16 protein-coding genes and 1 tRNA gene are annotated in these 18,734 nt (G+C 45.2%); 6 read left to right on the top strand and 11 right to left on the bottom strand.

The window, feature by feature from the left end:
• Positions 1–62 precede the first annotated feature (62 nt).
• The 5 genes from Q4488_RS11360 to Q4488_RS11380 are packed head-to-tail and all read right to left on the bottom strand — an operon-like array spanning position 63 to position 3,861.
• On the bottom strand, positions 63–1,961 hold the full coding sequence (locus Q4488_RS11360; protein WP_303580590.1) for a M48 family metallopeptidase: 1,899 nt from the start codon (positions 1,959–1,961) through the stop codon (positions 63–65).
• A gap of 36 nt (positions 1,962–1,997) precedes the next feature.
• Positions 1,998–2,594, bottom strand: a complete 597-nt coding sequence (locus Q4488_RS11365) for a LemA family protein (protein ID WP_303580591.1) — start codon at positions 2,592–2,594, stop codon at positions 1,998–2,000.
• 37 nt (positions 2,595–2,631) lie between these two features.
• On the bottom strand, positions 2,632–3,141 hold the full coding sequence (gene folK, locus Q4488_RS11370) for a 2-amino-4-hydroxy-6-hydroxymethyldihydropteridine diphosphokinase (protein WP_303580592.1): 510 nt from the start codon (positions 3,139–3,141) through the stop codon (positions 2,632–2,634).
• Positions 3,141–3,497, bottom strand: a complete 357-nt coding sequence (gene folB / locus Q4488_RS11375) for a dihydroneopterin aldolase (protein ID WP_303580593.1) — start codon at positions 3,495–3,497, stop codon at positions 3,141–3,143. Before folB ends, folK begins: the two co-directional genes overlap by 1 nt.
• 49 nt (positions 3,498–3,546) lie before the next feature.
• The gene (locus tag Q4488_RS11380; protein ID WP_303580594.1) at positions 3,547–3,861 is read right to left on the bottom strand and encodes a hypothetical protein; all 315 of its coding nucleotides are present in this window, start codon (positions 3,859–3,861) and stop codon (positions 3,547–3,549) included.
• A gap of 93 nt (positions 3,862–3,954) precedes the next feature.
• Between Q4488_RS11380 and plsY the strand changes: the two genes are divergently transcribed.
• Positions 3,955–4,545 (top strand): glycerol-3-phosphate 1-O-acyltransferase PlsY, encoded by a 591-nt coding sequence (gene plsY / locus Q4488_RS11385; RefSeq protein ID WP_303580595.1) that lies wholly within the window; start codon positions 3,955–3,957, stop codon positions 4,543–4,545.
• Between the two features lie 164 nt (positions 4,546–4,709).
• On the opposite strand, the gene tsaD is transcribed toward plsY, so the two are convergent.
• A complete protein-coding gene (tsaD, locus tag Q4488_RS11390) occupies positions 4,710–5,741 on the bottom strand; it encodes a tRNA (adenosine(37)-N6)-threonylcarbamoyltransferase complex transferase subunit TsaD (protein ID WP_303580596.1) in 1,032 nt (343 codons plus the stop codon).
• 217 nt (positions 5,742–5,958) lie between these two features.
• Between tsaD and rpsU the strand changes: the two genes are divergently transcribed.
• The 5 genes from rpsU to Q4488_RS11415 all read left to right on the top strand — a co-directional run bounded on the left by rpsU (position 5,959) and on the right by Q4488_RS11415 (position 10,921).
• Positions 5,959–6,174 (top strand): 30S ribosomal protein S21, encoded by a 216-nt coding sequence (rpsU, locus tag Q4488_RS11395; RefSeq protein ID WP_019622914.1) that lies wholly within the window; start codon positions 5,959–5,961, stop codon positions 6,172–6,174.
• Between the two features lie 46 nt (positions 6,175–6,220).
• Positions 6,221–6,670: a GatB/YqeY domain-containing protein gene (locus Q4488_RS11400; RefSeq protein ID WP_303580597.1), complete on the top strand. Its 450-nt coding sequence runs from the start codon at positions 6,221–6,223 to the stop codon at positions 6,668–6,670.
• A 42-nt stretch (positions 6,671–6,712) separates the two neighbouring features.
• Positions 6,713–8,683 carry a DNA primase gene (gene dnaG / locus Q4488_RS11405; protein WP_303580598.1) on the top strand — a complete coding sequence of 657 codons (1,971 nt, stop codon included), beginning with the start codon at positions 6,713–6,715 and terminating at the stop codon, positions 8,681–8,683.
• Between the two features lie 213 nt (positions 8,684–8,896).
• The gene (gene rpoD, locus Q4488_RS11410; protein WP_303580599.1) at positions 8,897–10,702 is read left to right on the top strand and encodes an RNA polymerase sigma factor RpoD; all 1,806 of its coding nucleotides are present in this window, start codon (positions 8,897–8,899) and stop codon (positions 10,700–10,702) included.
• Positions 10,703–10,844: 142 nt separating this feature from the next.
• Positions 10,845–10,921: transfer RNA gene (locus Q4488_RS11415), tRNA-Ile, on the top strand.
• Between the two features lie 1,275 nt (positions 10,922–12,196).
• Here Q4488_RS11415 and Q4488_RS11420 read toward each other — a convergent pair.
• The 5 genes from Q4488_RS11420 to Q4488_RS11440 all read right to left on the bottom strand — a co-directional run bounded on the left by Q4488_RS11420 (position 12,197) and on the right by Q4488_RS11440 (position 18,730).
• A complete protein-coding gene (locus Q4488_RS11420) occupies positions 12,197–14,095 on the bottom strand; it encodes a nucleoside-diphosphate sugar epimerase/dehydratase (RefSeq protein WP_303580600.1) in 1,899 nt (632 codons plus the stop codon).
• Between the two features lie 72 nt (positions 14,096–14,167).
• On the bottom strand, positions 14,168–15,202 hold the full coding sequence (locus Q4488_RS11425; RefSeq protein WP_303580601.1) for a glycosyltransferase family 4 protein: 1,035 nt from the start codon (positions 15,200–15,202) through the stop codon (positions 14,168–14,170).
• Positions 15,203–15,205: 3 nt separating this feature from the next.
• Positions 15,206–16,459 carry a glycosyltransferase family 4 protein gene (locus tag Q4488_RS11430; RefSeq protein WP_303580602.1) on the bottom strand — a complete coding sequence of 418 codons (1,254 nt, stop codon included), beginning with the start codon at positions 16,457–16,459 and terminating at the stop codon, positions 15,206–15,208.
• Entirely contained in the window at positions 16,456–17,490 is a 1,035-nt protein-coding gene (locus Q4488_RS11435; protein WP_303580603.1) for a glycosyltransferase family 4 protein, read from the bottom strand. Before Q4488_RS11435 ends, Q4488_RS11430 begins: the two co-directional genes overlap by 4 nt.
• Complete coding sequence (locus tag Q4488_RS11440; RefSeq protein ID WP_303580604.1) at positions 17,477–18,730, bottom strand: hypothetical protein; 1,254 nt, start codon at positions 18,728–18,730, stop codon at positions 17,477–17,479. The genes Q4488_RS11435 and Q4488_RS11440 overlap by 14 nt, the downstream gene beginning before the upstream one ends.
• Positions 18,731–18,734 lie beyond the last annotated feature (4 nt).

Below are 18,734 nucleotides of genomic sequence, written 5' to 3' on the forward strand. Positions count from 1 at the left end.
GATTAAAAATAGCGCGACTAAAAAGATAGCAACCGCTCATAGTTTTTATGCGCCATGTATTTTCATGCGTCATCTAAGCCAATCAGTGGGCTTTCCATCACCGCGGCAATCGCCGTGATCAACTCCCGCTCAATCGGCAATATCTGACCATCATGACGTACCACTTGCACCATACCTTTGAGCATCCGCTGACGTAAAAAAGGCGTCGCCGTCGCCAATGTCGATACAGCCGCGGCAAAAGCTTCTCGCGTACACGCCGCCGGCTTAACCTGCTTGAGCGTATACAGGCCGACCATACCAGCCCCCCGATTAAAGGCTTTCAACGTTATATCGTCAGCGGTTTCTCCATGATAAGCAAGCATCGAGATAACTAGCGCATACTCATCGGCTAACGATGCGATCTGCTTATGCTTATTTTCTCGCGCGCGTCGCGCACCGAAATGCGCATCGCAATAACGGCTCACCAGTTGATACAATACCCATTCAAACAGATCAATCTGTCGATCCGCCTGCACGACTTTTAATAACAACCGTTTAAAGGCTTTGTATTGATTAGCGGATTGCGATTTTAAGGCGGGCAAGGTTAACTCTATTAAGGGCAAATAGTCGGCTCTTGACAGTAACTCAAACTGATCGAGACACGCCATGAGGCGGCTACAGAGGGCGGTATCTTCCGCCTGAATTAGATTCAATTGCTGCTGCCGAAGCGCATGATCCCCATCCATGAGTAAACCTAACAGTATCATTCTCGCATCATAAGGATCTCTGGCTAACGAGTAGAGGTGATGCTCCGCCGCGACCTGACGGTGTTGATCCGGCGCCGCATAATCCATCAACTCGGCGCCGGCCAACGCGCCAAGCAAGCCCTCGATAACCTGCGCCTCAGGACGGTTAGCTTTAATTTTTCCATCCACATCCTGCTCGGCAGACTTTAAGGATGGCTGCGGCTCAAGGTATTGTCCGTCCCAACGGGGATCAACTTTGCGAATACGCACATCCAGTGGTGGATGCGTCGACCATAGCCAACTCGGCATCACCGCGGCAAAAAACAGATGTCCCGCTTCTTGACATTCCGGGTGCTGCACACGTCCTTGAACATGACTGCCGCCGATCACTTTTAGTGCCCCAGCGATGCCGTCCGGATTACGGGTAAACTGCACCGCTGAGGCATCCGCAAGAAACTCACGTTGACGACTAATCGCCGCCTTAATCATGTTTCCCGCCATCACGCCACACCAACCGATGAGCATCAATCCGAGACCTAACAACACTAAATAGCCACGATTAGAACGACGAGATTTGGTCGAGTCAACCCACCAGCTAGAGCGACTACTGACAAACACTCGCCCCAACTCGGCAAAGAAAACCATCCCATGTAACATCACCAGCAAACGCATATTGAGACGCATATCGCCATTCAAAATATGGCTAAACTCATGCGCAATAACACCCTGCAGTTGATCTCGACTCAGACTATCTAAGGTACCTCGTGTGACACAAATCGCCGCATCGGTTAACCCTAATCCCGCCGCAAATGCATTGATACCCATCTCTCGTTGCATCACATATACCGGCGGTACCGGCACACCCGCGGCCAACGCCATCTCCTCAACCACATTGATCAAGCGACGTTCAGCCGCATCCGTGGTCAGTGGTAATACCTGTTCACCACCTAGCTGTTGCGCAACAGCACCGCCTCCTTGTTTAACATCGAGCCATTTCAGCCAGCTTGCAAACAGCAATAACAATGCGATGGCTAGCGCAACCACCGCAATCCGCTGCCAACTCAGGTAATCCAGAAAGACACGATCGGCTAACAAAAGCGGATCATCGTTGACCCAAAGATACCAAGCAAACAGGAGATTGATGAGACAGACTAAGCCAATATTCAATAATACAAACAGCAATAGCAAGAGGCGGCTACGCTGACGCGCTTGATCCTGCGCCCTATAAAAATTCATACGATTCGCCGCTCTCAGGCTTTAACCACGCGAGTATCAAAAGCTCACTTTAGGCACTTCTTGTAGCTGCTCTTTATCCGCAAATTCAAGCAATGAAGCATCTTGCGCATGACCAAAGGTTCCAGCCAATATCACCGGCGGAAAGCTCTGTTTATAACTATTGTATTCAGTCACCGCATCGTTGAATGCTTGACGTGAAAAAGCAACACGATTTTCAGTAGACGTTAGCTCTTCACTGAGTTGACGCATATTGGTGTCGGCTTTCAGTTCTGGATAGGCCTCAACCACGATATTTAGCTTACCGAGGGCGCCTTGCAAGCCCCCTTCGGCCTGCGCCAATTGCGATAACGCTTGAGCACTGCCAGGATCAGCCGCCGCCGCTTTAAGGCCCGCCAGCGCATCATTACGCGCCGCAATAACGGCCTCCAGCGTACCGCGTTCATGCTCAAGGTAGGCTTTCGCGGTTTCGACTAAATTAGGAATCAAGTCATAACGCCGCTTCAGCTGCACATCGATTTGCGCGAAGCTGTTTTGAAAACGATTCTTCAATGTGACTAAACGGTTATAAATCGCCACCACATAGAACACCAACGCCGCCACAACAACCAGAAAAATAACTGAGCCCATATCCATCACCTACCCCTTTTGATTAGTCGTGCTGCTGTATAAATCAGGCAGAAAGATCCTTGTCTCGCCAGATAAATGGCACTGGGTTCAACGCTTGTTTGGTTTTATCGTAATCCAACCACAGCTGTTGATAAGTCTCCGCCAGCACCGGATGCCGAGCTTTGGGTGCCAGTTCGGCTAAAGGCCACAAGACAAACGCATTTTCGGTAATCTCCTCACGCGGCAATGTCACACCATCGATCTTGCCGATCAGTGCATCATAAGTGAGAATATCCACATCTAGCGTACGGCCGCTAAACTTCTCCGCGGTGCGACAACGATCATTATCATCCTCTATCTGCTTGAGTTGTTTACTCAATTCGCCAACCGGTAGATCCGTTTTAAACGATGCCACTAGGTTATAAAAACTATCCCCAACAAAGCCGACGGCCTCGCTTTCATACACAGGCGATAACTGCAATTTTGTAAATTGTGCATCCAATGCATCAAGACAACGTTGAATATAAACTTCACGTTGAGTATTACTACCGATACTCACAAACACCTCAGCCATTAGAAGCGCTCTCCTCGTTCAATAATGACACCGACATCTCGTGCCATTGGCACGGCACCCGGTTTACCTAATTTCAACTTGAGCCAGCGAACATCAAACTCATCCAACACAATCTGCGCAATCTCTTCCGCCATAGTTTCAACCAGCAAAAACTCACTGCTTTCAATAAAACTAATTAAGCGATCAGAGACGGTTTTATAATTCAGTGTGCGATCGATATCTTCAGCGGCGGCCGCCTGCTGAATATCCGTTGCCATCTCAATATCCAAACACACGCGCTGACGAATCTCACGCTCCCAGTCATAGATTCCGATCACGGTCTCTACGGTTAAACCCTCAATGTACACAATATCCAAGACAAAACCCTTACAATCAGCAATCGATATCAGATTTTTCACAAATTAATTAAAGCGCATCTTGCAGCGCTCGCTTTGATCGAGTCCAACCTGTTTTAATAATCATACGCCCTAACACCTGTACCAGTATATAACGGCCATCACTTACCCAAACGAGTCGTCGAGTAGAACAGTAACTTCGCTTTAACTGAATGATATGGTTACAGGTTTTCTTACTCCTGAGGCGTAAATCTTCTTTGCCCCAATGCGCATAGAGAAGATCAATATTATCACCTGCCCTAATCAAGCTGCCATCATCCATTCGCAACCCAGCAAAAACATCGTTTGCCCATAAGAGCAACGTTAGTACTATCACTTTCTTCATCCCTGAACTCCTTAGCGTCGCAATATTCCTTTCATCCTTGGCTTAAGTACGCTATAAAAAATAGTTACTTATTAACAACGGCGAAACACACCTATGATCGAAGCCGATGCCATAATAACACTGTCCGTGATGGCTATCGCTTATCTACTCGGTTCTGTATCTAATGCGGTGCTTATATGCCACTTTATGGGGATCGATGATCCTCGTCAACTGGGCTCTGGTAACCCCGGGGCAACCAATGTACTAAGGACGGGCAACTGGCCTGCCGCCTTGCTCACGCTGACGGGTGATCTGTGTAAAGGCATGCTGGCCATCTCCATCGCTCGCTGGATGGATTTCGCGCTGTTTAATCAGGCACTCGTCGGTATCTGCGCCTTGATCGGCCATATATGGTCTATTTTCTTACGCTTCAGCGGCGGCAAAGGCGTCGCCACTATGCTCGGTTGCTGCTTACTTTTGGATTATCGGCTGGCGATACTGCAGGCGGGTGTCTGGCTTGTACTACTGGCTATTCGGCGTATCTCATCCCTCGCCGCCGTGAGCATGGCCTTGCTAAGCCCGATATTCTGCTGGCTGCTCAACCCACCGCTACTCATACCCGTCATCATAATGAGCAGCTTAATATTAGCGACGCATCATCAAAACATACGCAATTTATTGAATCACAGAGAAAAACCACTGTAATTCAAACCGTAGCAAGCAGCCATCAAGCCACCATCTGAAGGCTCCATCGCACGTCAGACTGATTGACTGCCGTGCGATGGAGATCACTAATCATTCATCGCTGAAAGATACAACGGGGACAATTGAATATGAAGCGCTTCATGAATGCCTGAAAACCGACGGCATCAAAGTGCAATCGATGGAAGAGTGTCCATTGGCCAGCGAGGCTGACATTGAATCGATAGATCACTGCTCTGTCCCGCCATCAAACGCTGACATCCGGCATAAGCGATCATCGCGCCATTATCGGTGCAAAAACGCGGACGCGCGTAAAACAAAGCAGCACGCTCTTTTTTAACCATCGCTTCTAGACGATCGCGTAAACGCTGATTAGCACTGACACCACCGGCAATAATTAACTGCTTAAAGCCCGTTTGCTGTAACGCTCGACGACACTTGATTGCCAACGTATCCACCACCGCATTTTCAAAGGCGGCTGCAATATCACAGCGATCCTTATCGGATAACTCGCCCTCTACTCGAAGATCATTGGCGGTATTCAAGGTAAAGGTTTTCAAGCCGCTGAAGCTAAAATCCAAGCCTGGTCGGTCGGTCATTGGTCGCGGAAAACGAAACCGACTCTGATCGCCCTGCGCCGCTAAACGCGCCACTTCCGGCCCACCGGGATAGTTAAGGCCGATCATTTTAGCCGCCTTATCGAACGCCTCACCCGCGGCATCATCTAAAGATTCACCCAGCAATGTATATTCGCCGATACCATCGACCTGCACTAACTGTGTATGTCCACCGGACACTAACAGCGCAACGAACGGGAACGCCGGTGGCTGTTCTTCCAGCATCGGCGCTAACAGGTGTCCTTCCATATGATGCACCCCAATAGCGGGGATTCCCCAAGCCAAAGCCATCGCTCGCCCTGTAGAAGCCCCAACCATCAGCGCACCGATAAGCCCAGGACCGGCCGTATAAGCCACGGCATCCAACTCACTACCCTGCATACCCGCCTGCTGTAATACCTCGTTAACCAACGGTAACAGCTTGCGTACATGATCGCGGGAGGCAAGTTCTGGCACCACGCCACCATATTCAGCATGCACAGCTATCTGACTATACAGCGCATCGCCCAATAAGCCGGCCTCACTGTCGTAGATAGCCACGCCGGTTTCATCACAGGAGGTTTCGATTCCTAACACACGCATTGTTAACTATTCTCACTCATAAACATGGATAAATACCCGCCTCAAAGCCGCTGGCACTTAAGATCGAGCTATTATCATCCATTTTAACAATCATTTCATCGTATTTAGGCTTTACACTGTCGATCCATAAGAATAAAATACCGGCCCTTATTGGCCAGCTGTGTCTAATACTCAGCGGAACAGACATTAAATTTCTACAGGAAAGGTAAGGTATTATATGCCAGCAGTTAAAGTTAAAGAAAACGAGCCATTTGACGTAGCTCTGCGTCGTTTCAAGCGTTCTTGCGAAAAAGCCGGTGTTTTGGCTGAAGTGCGTCGTCGTGAATTCTACGAAAAGCCAACTTCAATCCGTAAACGTAAAGCTGCTGCTGCTGTTAAGCGTCACCTGAAGAAAGTTCAGCGCGAAAACCAACGCCGCGTACGTCTGTACTAAGATCTTCACCACGCATTAATCAGCACAATATAGACAGGAGATCGGCATGTCTGAACTGAAGCAACGCATCAGTACCGAGATGAAAGCAGCCATGCGCGCCAAAGCAAAAGAGCGCCTAGGTACTATCCGAATGATCCTGTCTGAGCTTAAACGCATCGAAGTGGATGAGCGTATTGAGCTGGATGATGCCCGCGTTCTCGCGACGCTAGACAAAATGCAAAAACAGCGCCGCGATTCGATCGAGCAGTTTAATACTGCCGGTCGTGATGATCTGGCCGATATTGAGCAACAGGAGCTTCTTGTTATCAAGGAGTTCCTGCCTCAGCCGCTTATAGAAGCTGAAATTGCCGCTATTGTTAAGCAAGCCGTCGTCGATTCTGGTGCGCAAAGCATGCAAGATATGGGCAAAGTCATGGCTCTAGTTAAGCCGCAGGCTCAAGGGCGCGCCGATATGGGCACTATCAGCAAGCTGGTCAAAAACGCTTTAAATAGTTAAATAACTGCTGCCCCTTCCCTTATCAGCAGGTAGTCTGACACCATGGCCGGACGCATTCCTCAGGCATTCATTGATGATCTTCTTGCACGTGTTAACGTTCTCGATATCGTTGAAGCTCGCGTCAAGCTAAAACGCACCGGAAAAAACTATTCCGGCCTCTGTCCGTTTCATAAAGAAAAATCCCCCTCGTTTACCGTCAATAACGAAAAACAGTTTTACTACTGCTTTGGCTGTGGCGCAGGCGGCAACTCGCTTAGTTTCTTAATGGAACATGATCGCCTCAGCTTCCCCGAAGCCGTGGAAGAGCTCGCTAAACTCGCCGGCGTTGAAATGCCGAAAACGGATGGCCCAGTTGATCATCAACGCGAACAGCGTATCAAAGATATCTACGCCTTACTGGAAGAAGCATCGGCCTTTTATCAGCATCAGCTCAGAGATCATCCCCATAAAGCGATCGCGGTCGACTATCTTAAAAACCGCGGTCTAACAGGTCAGTTTGCCGCTCGCTTTGGTATTGGCTATGCGCCACCTGGCTGGGATAACCTGCTGAAAAAGCTGGCTAAAGATGAAGCCACCAAGGTGCGCTTAGAACAAGCCGGCATGCTGATCAACAAGGAAGATTCCGACCGTTATTACGATCGTTTCCGCGAACGGATTATGTTTCCGATACGTGATATGCGCGGCCGAGTCATCGCCTTTGGTGGCCGCGTGCTCGGCGATGAAAAACCTAAATATCTCAACTCGCCAGAAACCGATACCTTTCACAAGAGCCGTGAACTGTACGGTCTATACGAAGCCCGCAAGTTTAATCAAAGCCTTGAACGGCTGATTATTGTCGAAGGGTATATGGATGTTGTCGGCTTAGCCCAATACGGTATCGGCTATGCAGTCGCTACTCTCGGCACCGCCACCACCGAACAACATCTCGAGCGCCTCCTAAAGATGGTGCCCGAAGTCATCTTCTGTTTCGATGGCGATGAAGCGGGACGTAAAGCCGCAAAACGCGCACTGCACACCACGTTACCCGTGATTACTGATGGCAAGCAAGCGCGATTTCTTTTCCTGCCTGAAGGCGAAGACCCCGATAGCCTCGTGCGTCAAGAGGGCTGCGAGCAGTTTGAGCAACGCCTAAATGAATCATTGCCGCTCTCTGATTTCTTCTTCAAGACGCTCGAAGACGGTGCCGACATGCTCTCACTCGATGGTCGCGCTCGCTTCAGTAATCAAGCCCTGCCCTTGATTGATCAAATGCAGCCCGGCATTTTGAAACAGATGATGCAGGAAAAAATAGCGGATCTCACCGGCCTCAGCTTAGAGCAGCTTGTCAGTGTGAATAACTTACAAGAAACCACGGCCAGCGCTGCCGCACCAGCACCCGATTACTCATATGAAGCGGCCAGCTATGAAGACGCTGGCTATTTTGAGCCTTCATCTGACTACCATGATGCCGGGCAAAACCAGTACGACCCCCATGGGTTTGAACAAAAACCCTTTAGCCAAGGCAAAAAAAGCTCAAAGGAGTTTGGCAAAGGCAGCCATAAAAAGTTTCGCCCCGCACCACCAGGCGGATCGGCAGTGCACTTCAACCCAAGCAGCACCGCAGTATCCATCCTGCTACACTTGCCAACCCTTGCTAATCAGTGCCGCGACCTTGAAGTGCTCGCCAATTCTGATGATAGCGCCGAAGTACTGCTCTACCAACTCGCCATGTATTTACAAGAAAACCCCGGCGTCACGCCCGGCATTCTGGCGATCGACTGGCAAGAACACGAGCACCTCAAGCCACTGATTCGTCAACTCAATGAGATTGCCCATCAAACACCCATTATCGATTTCGACAATGCCAAGCAGGTATTAAGCGATTGCCTGAATCGTTTACAAGAGCGCCACCTCGACCGCGAAATCCTTCAGCTAAAATCTCAACCTCATCTGAGTAGCGAAGATAAGCGCCGCCTCAATCAACTGATCATGCAACAAGCTGGCAGCCGATTAAGAAAGACACCTGAAAAATAACCATCCGCCTTGAAATTCGTCAAACCACCCCCATAATTGAGCTACAGAGAAATCTCAGACTCGATTTTCATCTTTCTACGCAGCACATTGAAAATAGTCTATTTTTATAAGGGAATTATCCGCTTAAGCATTAGCGGTCTGTAGAATTCCTAGCCTGAAATCGCTATAATGTCGGGCTAATTTTTTCACTTTTGTCATCACTGAAGGGCAATTATGTCAGATACCTCAAAGCAGCAGTCACGCCTCAAGGAATTGATCGCAAGAGGTAAGGAACAAGGCTACCTTACCTATGCTGAAGTTAATGACCATCTGCCAGAAGATATTGCTGATCCGGACCAAGTCGAAGATATAATCCGTATGATCAACGATATGGGTATCTCAGTCACCGAAGAAGCGCCGGATGCAGAAACCCTGCTGATGACCGAAGGCGACTCCGCTGAAGAAGCAGATGAAGAAGCCGTTGCCGCACTGGCCGCGGTAGAATCAGATGCCGGACGCACCACCGATCCCGTGCGTATGTATATGCGTGAAATGGGTACCGTTGAGCTACTCACCCGTCAAGGCGAGATCGAAATAGCCAAGCGGATTGAAGAAGGCTTACGTGAAGTGATGGCCGGCTTAGCCGCGTTTCCAGGCTCCGTTGACGCGATTCTGGCTGCATACGATTTAACCATAGAAGAAGAAAGTCGCCTCAGCGATATCTTCAGTGGTTATATTGATCCGGATGACGGTGTTGAAATCCCATCCGCAGCACAACAAGCAGAAGCCGCTGCAGATGACGATGATGACGAAGAGAAAGAGCGCGGCCCAGATCCTGAAGAAGCCAAACGCCGTTTTGACTTATTACGCAGCACCTTCTCTACCTACAAGAAAGCCGTTGCTAAAGAAGGCCGTAACAGCAAAACCGCCGCGAAAGCATTTGAAGAGCTCGCCGACGCCTTCTCACCGATTAAACTTTCGCCGCGTTATTACGATATGCTGGTTACGAATGTGCGTAGCTCTATCGATAAGATTCGTAAGCAAGAACGGACGATTATGCAAATTTGTACTCAGCGTGCAAAAATGCCTCGCCGTCAGTTTATCAAAGAGTTCCCAGGTAACGAGACTAACAGCGAGTGGTTAGACAACCTGTTAAGTGCCGATACGGATTACGCCAAAATTCTTAGACGTCATGAGATCGAACTGCGTCGCGCGCAGAAAAAACTGGTGCAATCAGAACAAGATATTCAACTGACACTCAACGAGATGAAAGAGGTTAACCGTCGCATGTCGATTGGTGAAGCCCGCGCCCGTCGAGCTAAAAAAGAGATGGTGGAAGCCAACCTGCGTCTGGTTATCTCGATCGCTAAAAAATATACCAACCGCGGTTTGCAGTTCCTTGACCTTATTCAAGAAGGCAACATCGGCTTGATGAAAGCCGTAGATAAGTTTGAATACCGTCGCGGTTATAAGTTCTCGACTTATGCTACTTGGTGGATTCGTCAGGCAATTACCCGTTCGATTGCCGATCAGGCACGTACCATTCGTATTCCGGTGCATATGATCGAAACAATCAACAAGCTAAATCGTATCTCCCGTCAGATGCTACAGGAAATGGGCCGCGAGCCATCTCCTGAAGAGTTAGCTGAACGGATGGATATGCCTGAAGACAAAATTCGTAAAGTGCTAAAAATCGCCAAAGAGCCAATCTCCATGGAAACGCCAATTGGCGACGATGAAGATTCAAGCTTGGGTGATTTTATCGAAGATATCACCATCGATTCACCGGTAGACTCCGCCACAGGCGAAGGTCTACGCGAAGCGACCAAAGATGTCCTCTCAGGCCTAACCGCTCGTGAAGCCAAAGTACTGCGGATGCGTTTCGGTATTAACATGAACACCGATCACACGCTTGAAGAAGTTGGTAAGCAGTTTGATGTGACCCGTGAACGTATTCGTCAGATTGAAGCGAAGGCACTGCGTAAGCTTCGTCACCCAAGCCGCTCAGACCATCTGCGCAGTTTCCTAGACGAACACTAAAATCTTTTAAATCAGACCGTTGCGCCCATAATATCCTGTGGTATTATGGGCGTCCTCTCTCAGAGAGCGGCTTTTACCTCGATTGAAATAGTAAAATTTTACTCGCTATTACAACAGACGTAATCTCAGCCGAACCCCATGTGCCTCTTTAGCTCAGTTGGTTAGAGCACCCGACTCATAATCGGTAGGTCGATGGTTCAAGTCCATCAAGAGGCACCATTTCTCCTTTATAATTTAAAGAAAAAACCCGACTCAACTCTCTAATAGAAATGTGTAGGTCGATGGTTCAAGTCCATCAAGAGGCACCATTTCCCCCCTTAAAATCATCAAGAAAAAGCTCGACTCAACTCTCTAATAGAAATGTGTAGGTCGATGGTTCAAGTCCATCAAGAGGCACCATTCCCCCCCCTTAAAATCATCAAGAAAAAGCCCGACTCAACTCTCTAATAGAAATGAGTAGCGAGCGACGCCCTCGTCGCGATTGAACCCAGATAAAGATAAAATCAAGGCGACAACTATCTTGAAATACACCGCCATTCACCTCATAAATCTAAGAAAAAGCTCGACTCAACTCTCTAATAGAAATGTGTAGGTCGATGGTTCAAGTCCATCAAGAGGCACCATTTCCCCCCTTAAAATCATCAAGAAAAAGCCCGACTCAACTCTCTAATAGAAATGTGTAGGTCGATGGTTCAAGTCGTGCTCTACACGCCGCCTATAAACGCATTGTTTTGTAGCGAGCGACACCCTCGTCGCGATTGAATCGACCACAAATCAAACACATCGCCGTAAGGCACGGCTCCCACAGGTTATCTATAAGCACAGCATTTCTGTAGGTGTGGTGAGCTTAGCGAACCGATGGTGTGATCGTACAGGTGAGACCAAAGCCAATCACAGCCAGAAACAGCTCCCACAGGTTATCCATAAGCACAGCATTTCTGTAGGTGTGGTGAGCTTAGCGAACCGATGGTGTGGCCGTATAGGTGAGACCAAAGCCAATCCCCCCCAGAAACAACTCCCACATAAACATCACCCTGTGAGTGCCCTTTCTAATGGCGCTGGATACCCATCAAAAACACCACAACGTAGCAAGCGACGCCCTCGTCGCGATTGAATCAGCCACAAATCAAACACATCGCCGTGAGGCACGGCTCCCACAGGTTATCCATAAGACCAAAGCCAATCAGCTCCCACATAAACATCACTCTGTGAGTGCCCTTTCTAGTGGCGCTGGATACCCATCAAAAACACCACAACGTAGCGAGCCACGCCCTCGTCGCGATTGAATCGGCCACAAATCAAACACATCGCCGTGAGGCACGGCTCCCACAGGTTATCAATAAGCACGGCATTTCTGTAGGGTGTCGGTGAGCTTGGCGAACCGATGGTGTGGGTAAACATAATCTGCGACGATTTCATGTTATTACATGGGTAATGACTGATCGCTTATGGCAGGGTTCGCAGGCTTACCCTACAGTGAAATACTCCAGGAGTTTATATTTCATGCTCAAGCGTAGCGACTGAAAGAGGAGCATACATTGGATCGACGATTTCATGCTGTGGATCATAGCCGTTGACGGCTTCCAACAGTAACAGACGCACTTTAACGTAATCATAATGATTTAACGCTTGCGTCATCTCATCTAATATCCACTTCAGCTTATCCCACACGAGCATATCTTCCTCTGCCCGCATGATCATCGGGTGATCGGTGGCTTGCACATTGTCACCAATTAACAGCTCTTCATAGAGTTTTTCACCATCACGCAAACCGGTATAGGTGATCTCTATATCACCATCAGGATGATCTGCATCCTTGATCGATAAACCGGTCAAATTGATCATCTGCTTCGCCAGCGTGTTAATTTTAACGGGCTTCCCCATATCTAACACAAACACATCACCTGACGAGCCCATCGAGCCCGCCTGAATGACTAACGATGAGGCTTCGGGGATCGTCATAAAATAACGCGTAATTTGCGGGTGGGTTACCGTTACCGGCCCTCCTTCACGAATCTGACGCCGAAACAAGGGAATAACCGATCCCGATGAACCCAGCACATTGCCAAAACGCACCATAGCAAAACGCGGCCCAAGGCCTTGTTCCCGCTGACTCAATGCTTGTAAAACAAGCTCGGCAAAGCGCTTGCTGGCTCCCATGATATTCGTTGGCCTAACCGCTTTATCGGTCGATATCAAAACAAAGTTTTTAACCCCGCATGCAATCGCCGCTTCGGCTGCATTCCAAGTGCCGAGTAGATTATTACGCACACCGGCAACCATATTCACCTCAACTAGCGGCACATGTTTGTAGGCAGCTGCATGGTAAATGGTGTTCACTCCATATTGTGTCATCACTCGCTTGAGATAAGCGGAATCGAGCACAGAGCCTAAAACAGCGATCACTTTAATGCCATCTGTTACTAACGGCTGTAACTCTTGCTCGATGGAATAAAGGCCGAACTCTGATTGTTCATAAAGCACCAGCGTGGAAGGCGCTTGATTGATAATCTGACGACAAAGCTCGGAACCAATCGATCCCCCTGCCCCAGTGACCAAAACACTCTGCCCTAAAATACAGGCATCAAGCAATGCTTTATTGGGCTGAACCTCTTCGCGGCCCAGCAGATCGGCAATATCAACTTCACGGACATCACTCATGCTCACCTTGCCACCGGCAATATCCGATAATGCAGGCAACGTTAGCACTCTGAGGTGAAAGCCGCTTAACGAATCAACAATCGCTTTTCTTCGCAGCCGAGAAGCCGAAGGAATAGCCAGCAAAACCGAATCAATATCGTAGCGCTCAATTAGTGCAGCAATATCGGCAGGGTCATAAACCCGTAGATCATTGATATCCATCCCTTTTAAGGTTTGATCATGATCAACAAAGGCGATGGGTGAAAACTCACCCGACTCACCTAAAGCCGTAGCCAACTGTCGGCCAGCAGAGCCTGCCCCATAGATAAGCACCCGATCAGCATGTCTTTGTGCTTTACTATTACCGCCGGGGAACTGATGCAAAATAATCCAGCGCGCAACCATTCGGCTACCGCCAATAACTAATACCGCCACCAAACAAAATATTAAGATGACCGATCGAGGCGTATTATAATCCAGCGCCATCATATAAACGGCCACAGCCCAAACCAATACCGACAGCGAAACCGCTTTAACAACCGTCCACTGTGCCCGATAACCAATATAGCGAATGATCGCCCGATACATGCCCATCTTGATAAAGATAGGAATCGCGATCAACGGTGCTAGTAGGTAAGCAGGCCAGTGCACAAAATTGACGGCAGTCCAGTCACCATAACGTAAGGCATAGCTAAACCAGCAACAAATTGGAAGTAATAAGAAGTCAATCAACAAAAAAAATGCCTTTTTCATATTACGAGACATCCTTATCACGAAAGGTAGCACTTCATTTCCTACTTCTAAATTTAACGAAAAATTGAATCATTATCGCCTCTCTATTACTGAAATACCAGAATTAAATTTATAAGCAATAACTAAAAGCGGTGTATATGAAATTATAATGGCAATAAGGCCATCAATCATATCCAGGGCGACAAAAAGAGCCATAGGAAAAAGCCAGAGAGTATTTATCAACACAACAGCCAACACTACAGGCAGATGTGAACCGAAATAAGTGGCTGCATGCTGATATGCATGATTTCTATGTGCTTCGTATATTTTCTCTCCACTCACAACCCGTCTGAACAGAGTCATTGTCGCATCAGTAATAAATACAGCAAGGAGAATAATCCAGCACCAAAGCATTGCACTGTTTTCCCAGACTGCAAGTAAAGATAGCGCCCCTAATACCAGCCCAAGAAAACCACTACACGCATCGCCCATGAATATTTTAGCGGGGGGGTAATTCCATATCATAAACCCTGCTACAGAGCTTGCTAGTAACATCGATACAATAGAAGACTCAGTCAGAGAACATTGCTGAATAATGAAACTACAGATTGACGCACCAATACATACACATATCGCCTCCATGCTGGCAAGACCATCAATACCATCCATAAAATTATAAAGATTAAGTAGCCATACTAGATAAACAATGGCAATTGGATAGCCAAGCGCTGATAAGTTTATTTCAAACCCTAAAACTATTAACCCTGGAATTCCGCGCAACATAAATACTAAAAGCAGAGCAGCACTAACATGTACTAAAATCCTCCAGCGAGCGGGAACGTGACCATGATCATCGATAAAACCGACTACGGAGACCAATAGCGCTGCACAGGTAAAAGAAATAAAATTTGTTACTGACAAAAAATCGCTGAAAACTAATATGCATAGACCCAATATAAAAACAACAACAACAGAAACTCCTCCCCCTCTCGGAGTAGGATTTGCATGTAAACTTCGCTCATTTGGCACATCAAGTAATTTTTTTCTTAATGCATAACTTAGGAGTTTCCCTGTAAGAAACCAAGTAAAAAAACAAACTAGTAGGTAAAAACTACTATATAAAAGCAAAAATTATCCTCCTTTAAATTCAATTTTATTTAATTCATTTAATAATTTACGAGCAAGTACGGAAAAAAGATGATTCTTTAAAACAAAATCACGCCCTCTCTCGCCCATATTTAAAAGATTTTCATCTGGAAGTTCTAACATATCTTTAATTCCCTCTGCAACGTCAATTGCATTTTCAGAGGCCAATACTATTCCACACTTTGATTTTTCAATAACACTATTTGGGGAGTCTATAGCAAATAATACAGGTTTAGACTCTAACATATAGTCAAACAACTTATTCATACTAACCCCATACTGATATAAAGGAGTTTTATGAGCAGAAATTATACATATTTCAGACATTCTTATTAATAACATGATTGCTGATTTACTGACTTTATCTAAAAAAAACACATTACGAAGTTTATAGCTTTGCGCTAAAGCCTTTAGTTTTGGTTTCAATTGACCGTCACCAACTAACACAAGTGCATATTTACTTGGTACGTAGCGCATAGCCTCAATCAGCAGCTCCAAATTATTTGGCACACCATGGCCTCCGCCATAAAATATTACTTTCGGATACGAGTCAATAATTTTTTCCATTGCTTTCAGCACTAAGTCATCTTCTTCTTTAAGAGCATAGCTTTCAGAATCATCAACCTCTAAAGTTCCATTCGGAAGATAGAAAAAATCATTTGGCTTAACTCCATTTCTTTCAAGATAAGGCCAAGCATTTGGTAATACAGATATTATTCTGTCTGATACAATAAATGCAAATTTTTCAAAAATTTTAATTAAAACACATAAAGGGTGAAAACGACTTATCCCTAATAGTTCTATAATACTAAGTGGCCAAATATCACGTATTTCGAAAGACAGACTTGCTTTATAACGTTTAGCATATAGCCAGCCAGCTAAAATATGAAAAGGGTGTGCTGAAGAAACTATAATATGCCGAGGCTTAGTTAACCCTAGTTGTTTAACAGGATTAATTAAGAGTAATATAAATGCAAACTGAAACATATTGATTATACGTCCAAAACCATTCCCGCTATAAGCTCTCGTTTTTATCCAGCAGTATGGTATACCATCAACATACTCCAATACGATTCTGTCCTTTTGAGAACATTCGTTGATTTTAAGGTGATGAAAACTTGCACTAAAAACAACCATTTCTTGATGAAGATCCTTCATAGCACGAGCAAGATAATAAGGTCTATAAGACATTCCAACTTTAGGATGTCCTGCATAATGATGCAGATACCAAATACTCATAAATTTTCGTATACCTGTTTAAAACGATAAGAATTAACTGAAAAAGAAAATCCGGTCACAAGCTTTTTGTTGACAGATTCAAGCAAGTCCATATCAATTTCACTAAATAATGAAAAATCGATCTTTTCATTAGATTCTACAAAAAAACCGTTAACTCCTTGCATTATCAGCTCATGATTAGAAGGAATATCAGAAACGAAACATATAGCCCCAGAAGAAATAGCCTCCATTACTGAATGAGATTTACCATCTGAGTGGGGGACAGAAACTACAATTTTTGACCGGATATTTAATTTTAAATTTTCCTCTGGACTCACAAAGCCTTTGAATAGCACTCGTTCAGACAATCCCGCTGATTTAATTATCTCTTTATATCTGGAAGTATTTTCTTCATGCTCGAAACCACCTAAAATCAGCCTCCACTCAGGGTTGGATTTTGAGAACTTAACGAAACCATCAATAACCTTTCCAATATTATAAATATTTGAATGACTTCTTGGAGAATAAATAATATTCTCTTTCACTGAGTTACTATCATCTAGTAAGTTCAAGTAAGAGTCATCAATGCCAAAGTTTGCCTCACGTACAACTTTATCATCGACTAGCCGTTCTATCACATATTGCTCGATATTCGCATCTACGGTGATAACTGAGGACTTATTCAAACAATATTGAACAAATTTCTTATGGAACCAACTTATATACGGAATAACTAATACACTTGACCCCCATGCACTTAATACAATAGGAATATTTGAAGGAGCAAGAAAGCACAATGGAAAAGTGACACGATTAATTGTATGGACATGAATATAATCAGGGCAAACTTCTTTGATAATTTTTGGAATTTCAAAAAACATTTTTATACCCCGAGACATAACAATCGTTCGGCATAAGTAAGAATTACTATTCCCATCAGTAATTAATGTAACATCGTATTCAGGGACTATCATTTTAATAAATTTAAATGTGTGAATAGAATCAGGCCCGAAAACCAGGATTTTTGTTTTATTAGATTCATCTATGTTCATTAAAAATTTCTTTGACTATAAGATTATTAAGTTTAGAGACTTGGCTTCTTCGATGGTGATTCAAAACCACCTCGTCATTAACGCGTATATTTAAACCCAATCTCCACTGCTCTAAAAAACTCAATAACATTTCTGCAATTTTATCTGGACAATTAAAATCAGCCACATAACCCGTACAACTTTCTTTAATAAGATCAGCCGCCACATCAGTAGGATCTAAAATCCCCAGTATTGGAGTCCCGGACGCCATATATTCGAATACCTTTCCGGAATAAACACCTCTACGCCCGGAGTTAGGCAAAATAAGAAGAAGACCATCCTGCTTATACTTCATATTATTAATTGCATCATCGTAAGCAATAGGTTCACATTTTGTGACAATTGCTGATAGCTCATTGGGAATAAGAACCCCAGAATTAGTGCCTATAAATTTAATATCAAAACAACATGAATTGTCACCCAAAATTTTTATTGCAGAAAATAATGTATTTGGGATTATATCACCATAAAAAGTCCCTAAAAATGCTAGCCTACATTTTTCTGAAGGAAGTCTGGGAGCTACTTTTTTATATAGAATGGGCTCGTAATTATAACCATTTCTAATTTCCCCAAAGATCAGATCAGGATTTCTACTGTTTTCTAAAAAACCATCAATAATGGGTTTAGAAACAGAAACAATCGCATCTGCCTTATTTAAAATATCTTGTTCAATTTTATATATTTTTTTCTGCTGCCTTGGTTTCAAATATGGAGAATGGGACATCTCATCACGCATATCCGCAATCCATTTAATATGAGGAAAACTTGATTTTAATTTCAGTATAACCTCATGGGCAGCTTCAGGCGCATACGAACTAATTACAACGTCAAAATTTTCACTGGCTAGTAGCATTCTAATCTCCCTCTCCGCCTCAATCTTCCATTTTTTATAACGTTCAAAGCCTGTTATATTAAGAACAAGATTAAATGCAGCCTTAATTTTGTGAACAACGAAGCAATCCCTCCCCGTTAAATTAAAATAGCTAATATAGCCTTTATTACTAATATCATGGACTGGAACGCTCATAAAGTCTGAAAACGAAGGTCCATTATTTGATTTTAACGCGACAACTTCCACGTCATGACCAAACTCGGACAAGTACGAAACAAATCCATTAATTCTTTGAAAAGCACTCTGTTTATCCGTAGAAATACACGAAACAATCAGTATTTTCTTACTTGTATTTTTTTTCGCAATCACTTAA

Source organism: Amphritea sp. 1_MG-2023, from assembly GCF_030547545.1.
In the GTDB taxonomy this organism is placed as follows: domain Bacteria; phylum Pseudomonadota; class Gammaproteobacteria; order Pseudomonadales; family Balneatricaceae; genus Amphritea.